Source organism: Pseudomonas sp. (genome assembly GCF_030147005.1).
Lineage (GTDB): Bacteria > Pseudomonadota > Gammaproteobacteria > Pseudomonadales > Pseudomonadaceae > Aquipseudomonas.
Map to the genome: position 1 here is coordinate 1 of NZ_JASLAW010000096.1, position 14,404 is coordinate 14,404.

A 14,404-nucleotide genomic window follows, 5' to 3' on the forward strand; every position below is an offset into this window, starting at 1 on the left:
ACCTGTGGCGAGGGAGCTTGCTCCCGTTGGGGCGCGAAGCGGCCCCAAAAATGGGACTGCTACGCAGTCCAGCGGGAGCAAGCTCCCTCGCCACAGGGACCGGTTCTGTCTTAACTGACTGGCATTAGGGCTTGCCCGCGAAGACGGTGTGTCAGCTGCCGCTATGCTGACTCTTCCACCGCGTTCGCGAGCAAGCTCGCCCCCACAATTTGGCGTTTATTTTGCGGTCAGGGCCGCCGCCGTCAAGGAATGCTGCGCCCTGCGCTTGTTCTTGATCCAGTAACACACCGCCATAAACGCCACCCACACCGGGATCGCGTACACCGACAGCTGGATCCCCGGAATCATCAGCATGATCACCAGGATAAACACCACAAACGCCAGGCAGATGTAGTTCCCATACGGGTACCACAGCGCCTTGAACAACGGCACCTGGCCGGTACGGTTCATGTGCTGGCGGAATTTGAGATGGGAGAAGCTGATCATTGCCCAGTTGATCACCAATGTGGCCACCACCAGCGACATCAGCAGCTCCAGCGCATGTTGCGGAATGAAGTAATTCATCAACACCGCTACCAGCGTGACCGCCGCCGAGGCCAGGATCGAACGCACCGGCACTCCGCGCTTGTCGATCTTCGCCAGCGCTTTCGGCGCATCGCCCTGCTCGGCCATGCCCAGCAGCATGCGGCTGTTGCAGTAGGTGCCGCTGTTGTACACCGACAGCGCCGCCGTCAATACCACGAAGTTAAGGATATGCGCGGCGGTGTTGCTGCCCAGCATCGAGAACACCTGCACGAACGGGCTGCCGCTGTAGGCATCGCCGGAGGCGTTAAGGGTGGCCAGCAGGCTGTCCCACGGCGTCAACGACAACAGCACCACCAACGCGCCGATGTAGAAAATCAGGATGCGGTAGATCACCTGATTGATCGCCTTGGGGATCACGGTGCGCGGCTGGTCCGCTTCGGCGGCGGTAAAGCCGAGCATTTCCAGGCCGCCGAAGGAGAACATGATGATCGCCATGGCCATCACCAACCCGCCCACGCCGTGGGGGAAGAAGCCGCCGTGGTCCCACAGGTTGCTCACCGAGGCTTGCGGCCCGCCGCTGCCACTGACCAGCAGGTAGCTGCCCAAGGCAATCATGCCGACGATGGCCACCACCTTGATGATCGCGAACCAGAACTCGGCTTCACCGAACACTTTGACGTTGGCCAGGTTGATCAGGTTGATCAGCACGAAGAATGCCGCCGCCGAGACCCAGGTCGGGATCTCCGGCCACCAGTAATGCACGTATTTGCCGACTGCGGTCAGCTCGGACATCCCCACCAGAATGTACAGAATCCAGCAGTTCCAGCCCGACAGGAAGCCGGCGAAACCGCCCCAGTACTTGTGGGCAAAATGGCTGAAGGAGCCTGCGACCGGCTCTTCGACAATCATTTCGCCGAGCTGGCGCATGATCATGAAGGCGATAAAGCCGCAGATGGCATAGCCCAGGATCATCGACGGGCCGGCGGATTTGAGTACCCCGGCCGAACCGAGGAACAGACCGGTGCCGATGGCGCCACCCAGGGCGATCAACTGGATATGCCGATTTTTCAGGCCGCGTTTCAGCTCGCCTGAAGAGGAATGGGGTCCACTCATGAAAAGGGTCTCACGCAAGGTTTGAAGAGGTTGAATGCAGGTTGCTGCCTTGAATTACCGACTCAAGCAGCGCCGCTCAAACCCCAGCGCAGGCACCAGGAGTACAGCGTCTTTCTAGCGGTCATGCGTCACCTGTTTGTTTTTATCTGTGACGAAATCGAACCCGTCCGGCTCGTGGCCAGGCGGAGTGATCAGGGCGGATAAACCCTGAGGTCTTGGCCTTTGCGCGGATACGCAAGGGGGTCACAGTAAAACGCGGCGCATTGTACACCGCTCGACAGCTTGAGCACGCACCGCAAGGGAGCACTTGGCAATCTGTCAGCTATTCCTTACACAGGTTTTGCACTCTGTGACAGTCGGCCAACACCGTAAACTTAACGTGACGCAGCGGAAATCCTGCTTTACAGCCAGGCTAAAACGACCGGTTACGGAAAATTGTCAGTCAGGCCTTACTGAAGAATCGGTTCAGCTAATCAGCTGTTTTGCCTCGATAAAAAAAGCGCCAAAAAAACAGAAGAAAAAATCCAAATGAAACGGTGTCAATAAATATTTTGCATTTTGAAACACTCTCTCCTAGGTTCTCTGGACTTGCCGGTGAAGCCCGCCGGCAAGCCGATCTCAAACAACGTCCTTTAGGAGATACACCATGCAAGCACTGGAAAAAGACCTGGAAACCGAACTGCAACTCGACGATTGGTTTGAAGCGCCGACCCATGAGGCCGCCGTTGAAATGATGCAAGCCGATGCCGTTGTGCCATTTGGCACCGCGATGTGGCCATTCTAAACACCGGCAGGCATCCGGCAGGTGCCGTGCACGGCACCTGCCCCCTTACCCAAGGCACCGAAGGACACCCGTCATGGACAAGGCCCGCGCCGTTGAACACTTTCTCTACTACCTCGCTCACCACCCGGCCCTCAAAGGCCTGAGCCGCCCTACCGTGCTGCTGGGGCATACCGAGCGCTACGACGCCATCGCCCAGGCAATCACCCATGGCAGCGCCGCCCGCTTCAATTTCCAGGTGCAGCGCCTGGACCTGAGCGCCAGCGAATCCCTGGCCCAGGCCATCGAAGCCTGCGACCTGTACCTGTTTCTCTACGATTCCTCGACCCTGCCCAACCCACGTGCCGAAGGCCCGGACTTTATCCGCGCGCTGCAGGGCGTCATGGCCGAACATTGGAAAAAGTCGCTGTTGTTCAAGGACTACGGCGACTACTTTTACGACACCTTCAGCGTCGAACCGCAGCGCATTGCCGACCTCAACGCCACGTTGATTCGGCGCATGTCCGAAGCCACTGTGCTGAGCTTCACCGACAAACACGGCTCGCGCCTTGAAGCGCCGATGAGCAGCATCAAGAAGTGGACCAATATCAACGGCGTCGGCAACCACGACCTGGCCCCCGGCGAGATCGCCACCCACAGCGAAGCCATCAACGGGCAAGTGCGGTTTGTCGGCACGTTTCTCAGCACCATCCCCTTTGCGCGCAAATACGGCGTGCTGGAATCCCCCCTGGAATTGTGGATCGAGAACTCCACCATCTGCAGCGTGGCCAGCGACGTGCCGGGGCTGGCGGATGACTTTAACAAGTACCTCAATGCCAACCCGTCCAACCGCCGTGTGGAAGAACTGGGGATTGGCACCAACGAAGGCGTGAAAGATTTGTATGCGCGCAATGCAGGCTTTGAAGAGCGCCACTGCGGGCTGCATCTGGGTTTGGGTGGTGGGCAAAAAGGCAGTCATCACCTGGATTTGATCTTTGCCAGCGGGGTGTTGGCGCTGGATGACAAGCCGGTGTTTGATGGCACCTTTGCGTTTTGATCACTGTTGTTGAAACCAATGAAGGCCCCCTGTGGGAGCGGGCTTGTTCGCGAAGGCGGTGATATCAGCTCATGCATGTGTGTCTGACAGACCGCATTCGCGAGCAAGCCTGCTCCCACAGTTTTGACCGTATTCCAGATCAAAAAAAACGCCAACCCTGAGGGTTGGCGTTTTTGTGTGCAGTGCCTAAAGCATCACTGCGGCTTCTTGCGACCAAAACCAGGACGCTGACCGGAACCGGCCGGCGCACCACGGCGTTTGCCCGATGGCTCGTCCGCTACCAGTTTCGGGCCAGGGCGCTTGTTCGCCGCCGGCTTGGCCGGGCGCTTGGTGCTGGCGTTGTCGGCGGGGCGATCGGCTTCACCACGGTTGCTGCGACCGCCACTTGGCGCCTCACCACGGGCAGGACGCGGCGTGCGCGGAGCACGGTCGCCTTCCTGACGCGATGGCGCGGTTGGGCGGCGCTCGCCTTCGATCTGCGGCTCACGGGAGATACGACCGCCGGTTGCCGGTGCATTCAGCGCCGGGCGCAGGGTGCGGGCCACACGCTCGGTACGCGGTACAGGGCGCGAGGACTTACGCTGCATACGCTCAAGCTTGTCTTTGCTCTTGGCGTTCATCTGCGGCATGGCCACCGGCGTCAGGCCAACTTCGGCACTGAGGATGTCGACTTCGTACTGGCTCATTTCGCGCCAGCGGCCCATCGGCAGGTCAGAGTTCAGGAACACCGGGCCGAAACGCACGCGCTTCAGGCGGCTGACCACCAGGCCCTGGGATTCCCACAGGCGACGCACTTCGCGGTTACGCCCTTCCATCACCACGCAGTGGTACCAATGGTTGAAGCCTTCGCCACCCGGCGCCTGCTTGATGTCGGTGAACTTGGCCGGGCCATCCTCCAGCACCACGCCGGCTTTGAGGCGTTCGATCATCTCGTCATCGACTTCACCGCGTACACGCACGGCGTATTCACGGTCCATCTCGTAGGACGGGTGCATCAGGCGGTTGGCCAATTCACCGTCGGTGGTGAACATCAGCAAGCCGGTGGTGTTGATGTCGAGGCGACCGATGTTGATCCAGCGGCCTTCTTTGGGCTTGGGCATCTTGTCGAACACGGTCGGACGGCCTTCCGGGTCGTCACGGGTGCAGATTTCGCCGTCGGGCTTGTTGTACATGATCACACGGCGAACCGATTCGGCCGCCTCTTCACGCTTGATGACCTTGCCATCGATGGTGATTGCATCATGCAGGTCGACGCGCTGGCCAAGGGTGGCCTCGACGCCGTTGACCTTGATGCGCTTCTGGGTGATCCAGGCTTCGACGTCGCGGCGCGAGCCCACGCCGATACGCGCCAGCACCTTTTGCAGTTTCTCGCCTGCTGGGCCGATTTCCTGGCTGTCGTTCTGGTCTTTGTCGTTCATCTTAAGCACCTCCCGGTGGGTCGATTCAGGCGTGGCCTGAAGAGTGTTGAAAGCGGGGCTTTGACCGAATAGGTCGGCAAAGGGTCGCGAATCATACGCGCATGGCGCACGTTGCGCATCAGAGACTAGCTGATCCAGGCGCAATCATTTGCTTTTCCGCCGACCGGTGGCACCCAGGGCCAGCAGGCGCAGCTCGGCTTCGGCCAGAACCGTGCGTTTGTCGACTTTGTCGAGTTTCTTCCAGGCACGGATTTCGCGCTTGTTGCGGCCGCAGCCGACACAGATGTCGTCGCTGAACTTGCAAATGCTGATACAGGGGTCTTTGGTGGAGCTCATATGATTTTCTCCCTGACGCTGGCGATCAATTATGGGAACGGGCTTGCTCATGAATGCGGTGTGCCAGGCGATACCTGTGCAGGCTGATACACCGCATTCGCGAGCAAGCCCGCTCCCACAGGGCTATTGCAGCGTTTGACAGCGACTCAGTCTTCGAATTGGCGGCGCTCTGCCTCAATGGCTTCGGCCAGCGCCCGCGCTTCATCTTCTTCGTCGCTCAGCGGCGGTTGTTCAAGGGCGGCGACGGCGGCCAGCAGCTTTTCGCGGGCATCGGCGACGCCGAGAATGTCTTCTTCGACTTCAGGCTCGGGTTCAACGTTCACCTGGGTCTGCGGCTCGGCGGCACCATCGCGCAGCAAATCATCAAAGTCGGTCTTGATGCCCTGCTCCATGTCGTCCAGTTCCAGCAGCAACGTATGGAAACTGGTTTCGTCCTTCGGCTCTTCCGGCTCGGCGCTGGCGTCGGCCAGTTCCTGCAAGCTTGCCGGGACCGGGGCGTCGTCGAAATCCAGCACCGGCTCGGTTTCCATCTCGCGCAGTTCGGCCAACGGCGGCAGGTCGTCGAGGTTTTTCAGGTTGAAGTGGTCGAGGAACACTTTGGTGGTGGCGAACATCGCCGGTTTGCCGGGCACGTCACGGTAGCCGACGATGCGGATCCACTCGCGCTCCAGCAACGTCTTGACGATATGGCTGTTGACCGCCACGCCACGCACATCCTCGATTTCGCCCCGCGTGATCGGCTGGCGATAAGCGATCAGCGCCATGGTTTCCAGCATCGCCCGTGAATAACGTTGCGGGCGTTCTTCCCACAAGCGTCCCACCCAAGGGGAAAACTTTTCGCGGATCTGCAGGCGATAACCGGAGGCCACTTCACGCAGTTCAAAGGCGCGGCCGTCGCAGGACTTGCGCAGGATCTCCAGCGCTTTCTTGAACACAGGCGGTTCGGGACGTTCGGCCTCTTCAAAGAGTTCGAACAGGCGCTCCAGGGATTGCGGCTTGCCCGAGGCCAGGAGAAAGGCTTCCAGCAACGGCGCCAGTTCGCGGGGTTCAGTCAGATTCATCGATTCAGCTCGTTATTCGGCTCGCGCCCGCACGTGGATAGCCGCAAACGGCTCATTCTGGACCAGCTCGACCAACGACTCCTTGACCAGTTCCAGGATCGCCATGAAGGTCACCACCACACCCAGGCGCCCTTCTTCGGCAGTGAACAGCTCGACAAACGGCACAAAGCCCCCGCCTTTGAGGCGTTCCAGGACATCGCTCATGCGCTCGCGGGTGGACAGCGCTTCGCGACTGACCTGGTGGCTTTCGAACATGTCGCCACGGCGCAGTACTTCGGCCATGGACATCAGCAGTTCTTCCAGACTCACGTCGGGCACCAGCTTGCGCGCGCGGGCTTCCGGGGCGTCAAGCTTGGGCACCACCACATCGCGGCCCACCCGGCTCAAACCGTCGATGCCTTCGGCGGCCGCCTTGAAGCGCTCGTATTCCTGCAGGCGCCGGATCAGCTCGGCGCGCGGGTCATCTTCTTCAGCCTCCACCGTTTCCGAACGCGGCAGCAACATGCGCGACTTGATCTCGGCGAGCATGGCGGCCATCACCAGGTATTCGGCGGCCAGTTCCAGGCGCACCGACTGCATCAATTCGACATAGCCCATGTACTGCCGGGTGATTTCCGCCACGGGAATATCGAGGATGTTGATGTTCTGTTTGCGAATCAGGTACAGCAGCAAGTCCAGCGGGCCTTCGAAGGCTTCAAGAAAGACTTCCAGGGCGTCCGGCGGGATGTACAGGTCCAGCGGCATTTCCATGACTGCCTGGCCGTAGACCATGGCAAATGGCAGTTCCTGCTGGGCACCCGCCTGGGGATCGGCGGTTTCCACGACCGACACTCAGGCCTCGACCATGAACGGCGTCGGGTCGCCGCAACCCACGCGGATCACTTCCGGCTCGCCGTCGGCCAGGTTGATCACGGTGGACGCCTTGCCGCCCCCGAAGCCGCCGTCGATGATCAGATCCACTTGCTTCTCCAGCAACTGGCGCATTTCGTACGGGTCTTCCAGCGGCTCGGTATCGCCCGGCATGATCAACGACACGCTCATCAGCGGCTCACCCAGCTCAGCCAGCAGCGCCAGCGCGATGGGATGCTCCGGCACCCGCAGGCCGATGGTGCGCTTCTTCGGGTGCAGGAGCAGGCGCGGCACTTCGCGGGTGGCATTGAGAATGAAGGTGTACGGCCCTGGCGTATGCGCCTTGAGCAGGCGGAAGGTGCCTGTGTCGACCTTGGCGAACAGCCCCAGCTGGGACAAGTCGCTGCAGATCAGCGCGAAGTTATGATTCTTGTCCAGATCGCGCAGGCGTCTGACCCGCTCGACCGCACCTTTGTCGCCGATCTGACAACCGATGGCGTAGGACGAATCAGTTGGATAGATCACCACGCCGCCGGCGCGAATGATCTCGACGGCCTGTTTGATCAGGCGCGCCTGGGGGTTCTCCGGATGAATCTGGAAGAATTGACTCACGTGTTCTACCTGCTCAGACGGTGGCAATAATGGGGTCATGCTTGAATCGCCCCCACAACAGCGGCAGGTCTTCCGGGAGCTGACGATACTCGCCGATCTCGGACCAGCCGCCTGGGCCATGAAAATCACTGCCGGCACTGACCAGCAGACCAAATTCGCGGGCAAGGATCGCCAGGCTGCCGACCTGATCGGCGGGTTGATAGCCGTTGACCACTTCGATCGCGTGGCCGCCCGCCCCAATATAGTCGCTGATCAGCTTGCGGCGCTTGCTGCGGGTGAAATCGTAATGCCAGGGATGCGCCAGGCTGACCCAGGCCCCGGCAGCCCGCAGGGTTGCGACGGTGTCTTCCAGGGTCGGCCAATGTTGCTTCACATCGCCCAGCTTGCCCGCGCCCAACCATTTACGGAAGGCTTCGGCGCGGTCCTTGACGAAACCTTCACGCACCATCCAGTCGGCGAAATGCGGACGGGCCGGCGCATTGCCGCTGTCGCCCAGTTCCTGCTGGATAGCGCGGGCGCCGTCGAGGGCGCCAGGCATGCCTTTGAGACTGAGCTTGCGGCTTATTTCTTCGGACCGCAGCCAGCGGCCATCGTGCAATTGGGCGATGGCGGCCACCAGGGCCGGGGCGTTTTGCTCGAAACCGTAGCCGAGCACATGAATGGTGGCGCCGCCCCAGGTGCAGGACAATTCCACGCCATTGACCAACTGCATGCCCAATGCATGGGCCGCCGTGCGGGCCTCATCGAGGCCTTCAAGGGTGTCGTGGTCGGTCAGCGACAGGATTCGCACGCCTTTTTCAAACGCACGCGCAACCAGTACCGCAGGCGCCAGGGCGCCGTCGGAGGCCGTGCTGTGGCAGTGCAAATCAACATTCACGGGAGTGTGTAACCTCAAGTCAGCTGGCGCTATCGCAACCAAGGATGTTTGTTATTATGCCGCCACATCCAGCTTCTGGCTCTTACTGTGAAACAATTCATCGACTTCATCCCGCTGTTGCTGTTTTTCATCGTTACCAAACTCGACCCCAGGGTCATCGATATCGCCGGTCACGAGCTGTCCTTCGGAGGCATCTACAGCGCCACCGCCGTGCTGATCGTCAGCTCCATTGTGGTGTACGGCGCCATCTTCATCTCCCAGCGCAAACTGGAAAAAAGCCAGTGGCTGACCCTCGTCGCCTGCTTGGTGTTCGGCGGCCTGACCCTGGCCTTTCACAGCGAAACCTTCCTCAAATGGAAAGCCCCGGTGGTCAACTGGCTGTTCGCCCTGGTCTTCATCGGCAGCCACTTCATCGGTGATCGTCTGCTGATCAAGCGCATCATGGGCCACGCATTGACCTTGCCGGAGCCGATCTGGGTACGCTTGAACGTAGCCTGGATCGTGTTTTTCATCTTCTGCGGCGCCGCCAACCTGTTCGTGGCCTTCACCTTTCAGGAATACTGGGTCGACTTCAAGGTGTTCGGCAGCCTGGCCATGACCCTGCTGTTCCTGGTCGGCCAAGGCATCTACCTGTCTCGCCACCTGCATGACACCGCCGCCACCACGCCGAAAACCGAGGACTGACATGCTCTACGCCATCATTGCCACCGATGTTGCCAACTCGCTGGAAAAACGCCTGAGTGTGCGGCCCGCCCACATCGAACGCCTTAAGCAGCTGCAAGCCGAAGGCCGCATCGTACTGGCCGGCCCGCACCCGGCAGTCGATAGCAACGATCCGGGCGAAGCGGGTTTCACCGGCAGCCTGATCGTCGCCGAGTTCGCGTCCCTGGCCGATGCCCAGGCGTGGGCCAAGGCTGATCCTTTCGTGGCGGCGGGCGTCTACGCTGATGTCGTGGTCAAGCCGTTCAAGCAAGTCCTGCCTTGAGCCCGGTGGCGCCGAACCAAAATGGTTGGGCGCCGGCCGAATGGCTCATTATTCCCGGTAACCTGCCGACAACATTCTGAATATTCGTGTGGAATCAGGAGTTCCGATGCGCTTACGTCAGTTGTGTCTGTTGGCAGTGTTAACACTCGGGGCGACGGCCCATGCTGAAGAAACCTCGAATAGCGGCAGCTCCACGCCGCTGTCCTTGAGTGCCCACAGCCAGGTCACCGAATTGCAGCAACGTTTGAAAGAAAGCGAAGGGCTACGCGAAGAACTGAGCAAGCAGCTGCAAAGCGCGCAAGCCACCCGCGAAAGCGCGCAACTGAGTCGCCTGCGCCAGGAGAACCAACGCCTGGCCCAGCAACTCAAAGAGACACAGGACGGCGCCTTGACCCGATGGTTGACCGAACAGCAGCAATGGTTTGTCACCGGCGCGGGCGTCGCACTGATTGCCTTGCTGTGTGGCATCTTCGCCAGCGGTGGGCACCGTCGTCGTCGACAATGGCTAAATTGAGTGAGTCATGAGCGAGCTGTTACTGATAGATGATGACCAGGAGCTCTGTGAGCTGCTGACCAGTTGGCTGAGCCAGGAAGGTTTCCAGGTGCGCGCCTGCCATGACGGCTCCAGTGCTCGCAAAGCCTTGGCCGAAACCGCTCCGGCGGCAGTCGTGCTCGACGTGATGCTGCCCGACGGCAGCGGCCTGGAGTTGCTCAAGCAGTTGCGCAACGATCATCCGGACTTGCCGGTGCTGATGCTGTCGGCACGGGGCGAACCCCTGGACCGCATCCTCGGCCTGGAGCTGGGCGCCGACGATTACCTGGCCAAACCTTGCGACCCGCGCGAACTCACCGCGCGTTTGCGTGCCGTACTGCGCCGCAGCCACCCGGCTGCGGTGTCGACCCAACTGGAGCTGGGCGATTTGTGCTTCAGCCCGGTGCGCGGCGTGGTCAGCATCGACGAACAGGAATTCACCCTTACCGTTTCCGAGAGCCGCCTGCTTGAAGCGTTGCTGCGTCAGCCCGGCGAACCGCTGGATAAACAGGAACTGGCGCAAATCGCCTTGGGCCGCAAGTTGACCCTGTACGATCGCAGCCTGGACATGCACGTGAGCAACCTGCGCAAGAAGATCGGCCCACACCCGGACGGCCGTCCACGGATCGTGGCGCTGCGCAGCCGCGGTTACTATTACAGCCTGTAGTCATCATGCCGCTCCACTGTAGGAGCGAGCTTGCTCGCGAAGAATGCAAAGGCAACGCGCTCGTCCAGAATGCCCGCGTTATCGTTGACGTTTTTCGCGAGCAAGAACCAGGCGTCCCCCTCGCTCCTGCAGACCGGCGATTTGTCAGCCTTCGGCGAAATCGTCTTTACCCAAGCTTTACGCTCACCTGACCGCCGCTTACCTTGCCCTGGGTAACCTACTCACATCCGGACTCACCGGAATAGAGACAGGAGAATCACCATGCGCAAGACCCTTATCGCTCTGATGTTCGCCGCTGCACTGCCTACCGTTGCCATGGCCGCCATGCCGGAAGGCCCAGGCCCGATGGGCGGCCCGCAAGGCCACATGATGGGTGGCCCGGGCCACGATGAACACGGTCCGCGTGGTAAAGGCGGCCCGTTCCGCCAGCTGGACTTGAGCAAGGAACAGCGCGAGCAGATCCGCAAGCTGATGGGCGACCAATGGCACGCTCGCAAAGACCTGACCCAAAAGTACCTGGATAAACTGCCGGCCGCAGACCAGAAAGCCATGCAGGACGAGATCGCCGCCGGCAAGCAGAAAACCCAGGCCGGCATCCGCGCCGTGCTCAACCCCGACCAGCAGAAGAAGTTCGACGAGATCGTCAAGCAGCAAGAGCAGCGCCGCGCCGAATGGAAGGAATTTAAGGCCTGGAAAGCGCAACAGCCGCAAAAAGCGCAATAATGCCCTCGCGTTAATGCTCCCAGCCCAGTGGCTCGCGCCGCTGGGCTTTTCCTGTTTGAGGGTTTCCTGTGCGTTCATTGTTCTGGCGCATCCTGGCCAGTTTCTGGCTGGCCATCGCCCTGGTTGCCGGGCTGTCGATCCTGCTTGGGCACATGCTGAACCAGGACGCCTGGATTCTCAGCCGTCACCCCGGCCTCAACAACCTGGCGCAAGAGTGGACGCAACTCTACGAAGCCCAGGGCGAAGAGGCTGCCCAGGACTTGCTGCAGCAACGCAAGCGCCAGTACCACATTGACGTGCAAGTGCTGAACGAAGGCGGCGAGCCGGTGGTACGCGGCACCTTCCCGCGTCGCGCCGCCGCCTTCGAAGCCCGGCAGAATGACAGCAAGGACGGGCATCTGCCCTGGCGACGCCTGACCGCCGAGTACACCAGCGAAAAAACCGGCGACACCTACCTGCTGATCTACCGCATTCCGCACCCGGAGCTGGACGCCTGGCACCGCAGCAGCCTGTTGTGGCCGTTCAGCGCCCTGGCCATCGCCCTGGTGGTGCTGACGTTGTTCAGCCTGTTGGTGACCCTGTCTATCACCCGCCCGCTCAGCCGTTTGCGAGGTGCGGTGCATGACCTGGGCCAAGCCACCTACCAGCAGAACAGCCTGGCGCAGTTGGCCAACCGCCGCGACGAATTCGGCGTGCTGGCCACCGACTTCAACCGCATGGGCGCACGCCTGCAAAGCCTGATCGGCAGCCAGCGCCAATTGCTGCGCGACGTCTCCCACGAACTGCGCTCGCCCCTGGCCCGCTTGCGTATTGCCCTGGCCCTGGCCGAGCGCGCCGGCCCCGAAGAACGGGAAAAGCTGTGGCCGCGCCTGACCCGCGAATGCGACCGCCTGGAAGCCTTGATCAGTGAGATTCTGGTACTGGCCCGGGTGGATGCCGACAACGCCAGCGCCGAAGAGGTCGACCTCAACCCGTTGCTCAAGACGTTGCAAAAGGACGCCCAGCTCAGCGCGCCGGAACAAGTGGTGCAATTGACCACTGAAGACGACCTGCGCCTTAAAGGCTGGCCGACCATGATCGAACGCGCCGTGGATAACTTGCTGCGCAATGCCCAGCGCTTCAACCCGGCCGGCCAACCCATCGAACTGCACGCGCAGCGGCACGGCGAGCGCATCCTGATCAGCGTGCGCGATCACGGCCCCGGCGTTGACGCCGAGCACCTGAGCCAACTGGGCGAGCCGTTCTATCGCGCACCCGGCCAGACGGCGCAAGGCCACGGCCTGGGCCTGGCGATTGCGCGTCGCGCCGCCGAACGCCATGGCGGCAATCTGATCCTGGCCAATCATCCCGACGGCGGCTTTGTCGCCAGTATCGAACTGCCGTTGGTGCCCGGGGTTGCCACACCGGCCTGACGATCTTCTATAGTGGCCCTTCTCTAATGGAGGGCCTTCGATGACTGACCTGCTGACACCCATCCAAGCCGCACTCGATCTACCGCACACCCCGCTGACCCTGAGCGAGCCCGGCGCCCTGCCCTCGGCCTTTGCTGTAACTGACTTGGCCACCGCCAGCATCGGCGCCGCCGGCCAGGCCGTTGCCGAGCTTGTCCGCCAACAGACCGCACGCTTGCCGGACGTCAGTGTGGACCGGCGTCTCGCCTCGTTCTGGTTTTCCTCATCGATTCGCCCGCTGGGCTGGCAGGTGCCGCCGTTGTGGGACCCGGTCGCCGGTGACTACGCCAGCGCCGACGGCTGGATTCGTTTGCACACCAACGCGCCCCATCACCGCGCCGCGGCCGAACGGGTGCTGGGCAAGGTCACGGAACGCGCACAAATGGCGCGCAGCGTCGCCAAATGGAACGCCGCCGAATTGGAACAGGCGGTTGTCGACGAGGGCGGTTGTGCCGCGCAAATGCGTACCTGGCAAGCCTGGCAGAACCACCCTCAAGGCTTGGCGGTAAATGCCGAGCAACTGATCCAGCGTCAGGCTTTCGACACCGCCGGCGCCAAAGCCTGGCTCGGCACAGCGGCGCGCCCGCTGGCCGGTGTCAAGGTGCTGGATTTGACGCGCGTCCTGGCCGGCCCCGTCGCCAGTCGTTTTCTCGCGGGTTTGGGTGCGCACGTATTGCGCATCGACTCGCCCACCTGGGACGAGCCCGGCGTGGTGCCGGAAATGACCCTGGGCAAGCGCTGCGCGCGCCTTGATCTGAAAAGCGCCGAAGGCCGGCAGATATTCGAAGCCTTGCTCAAGGATGCCGACATCCTGCTCCACGGTTACCGCGCCGATGCATTGGAGCAATTGGGCTACGCTGCGGGCGAACTGCAACGCATCGCGCCGGGCCTTATCGACGTCAGCCTCAATGCCTACGGCTGGAGCGGCCCGTGGCGCAATCGGCGCGGCTTCGACAGCCTGGTGCAGATGAGCAGCGGGATTGCCGAGGCTGGGATGGCCCGCAAGCAAGCGGAGAAACCGTTACCGCTGCCGGTGCAGGCGCTGGATCACGCGACCGGGTATTTGATGGCGGCCAGCGCGGTTCGCGCATTGAGCGAGCGCTTGGCCTCCGGCCGAGGGGGCTCGGCGCGTCTGTCATTGGCGCGCACCGCCACGTTGCTGATGGATGCCGGCCAGGTCCCGGAGCAGCCTCCTTTGCGGGCCGAAGCCGCCAGCGATCACGGCCTGGTGGTTGAGCAAACTGCCTGGGGCCAGGCCCATCGATTGCTGGCGCCGCTGAGTATCAGCGGCACGCCGCTGCAGTGGGATGTGCCGGCCGGGGAATTGGGGTCGCACCGGCCACAGTGGTGATTTCAGGGCCGCTTTCGCGGGCAAGCCCTAATGCCGGTCAGTTAAGCGCTAAAGCAGAAAAACCTGCGACCTGTGGCGAGGGAGCTT

General features: G+C 61.7%; 16 protein-coding genes. 9 read left to right on the forward strand and 7 right to left on the reverse strand.

What is annotated here, in order from left to right:
• Positions 1-216: 216 nt before the first annotated feature.
• Entirely contained in the window at positions 217-1,638 is a 1,422-nt protein-coding gene (locus tag Q1V60_RS09340; protein WP_300629551.1) for an amino acid permease, read from the reverse strand.
• A gap of 646 nt (positions 1,639-2,284) precedes the next feature.
• Between Q1V60_RS09340 and Q1V60_RS09345 the strand changes: the two genes are divergently transcribed.
• Together Q1V60_RS09345 and Q1V60_RS09350 are read left to right on the forward strand one after the other, a co-directional pair.
• Positions 2,285-2,422 carry a hypothetical protein gene (locus tag Q1V60_RS09345; protein ID WP_003237751.1) on the forward strand — a complete coding sequence of 46 codons (138 nt, stop codon included), beginning with the start codon at positions 2,285-2,287 and terminating at the stop codon, positions 2,420-2,422.
• A 73-nt stretch (positions 2,423-2,495) separates the two neighbouring features.
• Positions 2,496-3,455, forward strand: coding sequence for a leucyl aminopeptidase (locus tag Q1V60_RS09350; RefSeq protein ID WP_300629555.1), 960 nt, complete (start codon positions 2,496-2,498; stop codon positions 3,453-3,455).
• Between the two features lie 194 nt (positions 3,456-3,649).
• Here the strand turns inward: Q1V60_RS09350 and rluB are convergent, their stop codons facing one another.
• From rluB to Q1V60_RS09380, 6 genes are all read right to left on the reverse strand, one after another.
• Complete coding sequence (rluB, locus tag Q1V60_RS09355; protein WP_300629557.1) at positions 3,650-4,873, reverse strand: 23S rRNA pseudouridine(2605) synthase RluB; 1,224 nt, start codon at positions 4,871-4,873, stop codon at positions 3,650-3,652.
• Between the two features lie 144 nt (positions 4,874-5,017).
• Positions 5,018-5,209 (reverse strand): DUF1289 domain-containing protein, encoded by a 192-nt coding sequence (locus tag Q1V60_RS09360; protein WP_300629559.1) that lies wholly within the window; start codon positions 5,207-5,209, stop codon positions 5,018-5,020.
• 146 nt (positions 5,210-5,355) lie between these two features.
• Positions 5,356-6,270 carry an SMC-Scp complex subunit ScpB gene (gene scpB, locus Q1V60_RS09365; protein WP_300629560.1) on the reverse strand — a complete coding sequence of 305 codons (915 nt, stop codon included), beginning with the start codon at positions 6,268-6,270 and terminating at the stop codon, positions 5,356-5,358.
• Between the two features lie 12 nt (positions 6,271-6,282).
• A complete protein-coding gene (locus Q1V60_RS09370; protein WP_300629574.1) occupies positions 6,283-6,981 on the reverse strand; it encodes a ScpA family protein in 699 nt (232 codons plus the stop codon).
• 120 nt (positions 6,982-7,101) lie between these two features.
• Positions 7,102-7,731 carry an L-threonylcarbamoyladenylate synthase gene (locus Q1V60_RS09375; protein ID WP_065949370.1) on the reverse strand — a complete coding sequence of 210 codons (630 nt, stop codon included), beginning with the start codon at positions 7,729-7,731 and terminating at the stop codon, positions 7,102-7,104.
• A gap of 13 nt (positions 7,732-7,744) precedes the next feature.
• On the reverse strand, positions 7,745-8,608 hold the full coding sequence (locus Q1V60_RS09380; protein ID WP_300629562.1) for a PHP domain-containing protein: 864 nt from the start codon (positions 8,606-8,608) through the stop codon (positions 7,745-7,747).
• Between the two features lie 87 nt (positions 8,609-8,695).
• Between Q1V60_RS09380 and Q1V60_RS09385 the strand changes: the two genes are divergently transcribed.
• From Q1V60_RS09385 to Q1V60_RS09415, 7 genes are all read left to right on the forward strand, one after another.
• Positions 8,696-9,292, forward strand: a complete 597-nt coding sequence (locus Q1V60_RS09385) for a septation protein A (protein WP_300629565.1) — start codon at positions 8,696-8,698, stop codon at positions 9,290-9,292.
• Between the two features lies 1 nt (position 9,293).
• Complete coding sequence (locus tag Q1V60_RS09390; RefSeq protein WP_300629566.1) at positions 9,294-9,593, forward strand: YciI family protein; 300 nt, start codon at positions 9,294-9,296, stop codon at positions 9,591-9,593.
• A gap of 106 nt (positions 9,594-9,699) precedes the next feature.
• Positions 9,700-10,107 (forward strand): translation initiation factor 2, encoded by a 408-nt coding sequence (locus Q1V60_RS09395; RefSeq protein ID WP_300629568.1) that lies wholly within the window; start codon positions 9,700-9,702, stop codon positions 10,105-10,107.
• Positions 10,108-10,114: 7 nt separating this feature from the next.
• A complete protein-coding gene (locus Q1V60_RS09400; protein WP_300629569.1) occupies positions 10,115-10,792 on the forward strand; it encodes a response regulator transcription factor in 678 nt (225 codons plus the stop codon).
• A gap of 261 nt (positions 10,793-11,053) precedes the next feature.
• A complete protein-coding gene (locus tag Q1V60_RS09405) occupies positions 11,054-11,515 on the forward strand; it encodes an LTXXQ domain protein (RefSeq protein WP_300629571.1) in 462 nt (153 codons plus the stop codon).
• Positions 11,516-11,583: 68 nt separating this feature from the next.
• Complete coding sequence (locus Q1V60_RS09410; protein ID WP_300629572.1) at positions 11,584-12,927, forward strand: HAMP domain-containing sensor histidine kinase; 1,344 nt, start codon at positions 11,584-11,586, stop codon at positions 12,925-12,927.
• 40 nt (positions 12,928-12,967) lie between these two features.
• Entirely contained in the window at positions 12,968-14,317 is a 1,350-nt protein-coding gene (locus Q1V60_RS09415) for a CoA transferase (RefSeq protein ID WP_300629573.1), read from the forward strand.
• The last annotated feature ends 87 nt before the right edge of the window (positions 14,318-14,404 follow it).

What these genes read in the sequence shown, in the direction of transcription:
- Q1V60_RS09405 (WP_300629571.1), top strand. Translation starts at nt 11,054, where the DNA reads ATGCGCAAGACCCTTATCGCTCTGATGTTCGCCGCTGCACTGCCTACC.
- Q1V60_RS09350 (WP_300629555.1), top strand. Translation starts at nt 2,496, where the DNA reads ATGGACAAGGCCCGCGCCGTTGAACACTTTCTCTACTACCTCGCTCAC.
- Q1V60_RS09400 (WP_300629569.1), top strand. Translation starts at nt 10,115, where the DNA reads ATGAGCGAGCTGTTACTGATAGATGATGACCAGGAGCTCTGTGAGCTG.
- rluB (WP_300629557.1), bottom strand. Translation starts at nt 4,873, where the DNA reads ATGAACGACAAAGACCAGAACGACAGCCAGGAAATCGGCCCAGCAGGC.
- Q1V60_RS09415 (WP_300629573.1), top strand. Translation starts at nt 12,968, where the DNA reads ATGACTGACCTGCTGACACCCATCCAAGCCGCACTCGATCTACCGCAC.
- Q1V60_RS09340 (WP_300629551.1), bottom strand. Translation starts at nt 1,638, where the DNA reads ATGAGTGGACCCCATTCCTCTTCAGGCGAGCTGAAACGCGGCCTGAAA.
- Q1V60_RS09390 (WP_300629566.1), top strand. Translation starts at nt 9,294, where the DNA reads ATGCTCTACGCCATCATTGCCACCGATGTTGCCAACTCGCTGGAAAAA.
- Q1V60_RS09360 (WP_300629559.1), bottom strand. Translation starts at nt 5,209, where the DNA reads ATGAGCTCCACCAAAGACCCCTGTATCAGCATTTGCAAGTTCAGCGAC.
- scpB (WP_300629560.1), bottom strand. Translation starts at nt 6,270, where the DNA reads ATGAATCTGACTGAACCCCGCGAACTGGCGCCGTTGCTGGAAGCCTTT.
- Q1V60_RS09395 (WP_300629568.1), top strand. Translation starts at nt 9,700, where the DNA reads ATGCGCTTACGTCAGTTGTGTCTGTTGGCAGTGTTAACACTCGGGGCG.
- Q1V60_RS09345 (WP_003237751.1), top strand. Translation starts at nt 2,285, where the DNA reads ATGCAAGCACTGGAAAAAGACCTGGAAACCGAACTGCAACTCGACGAT.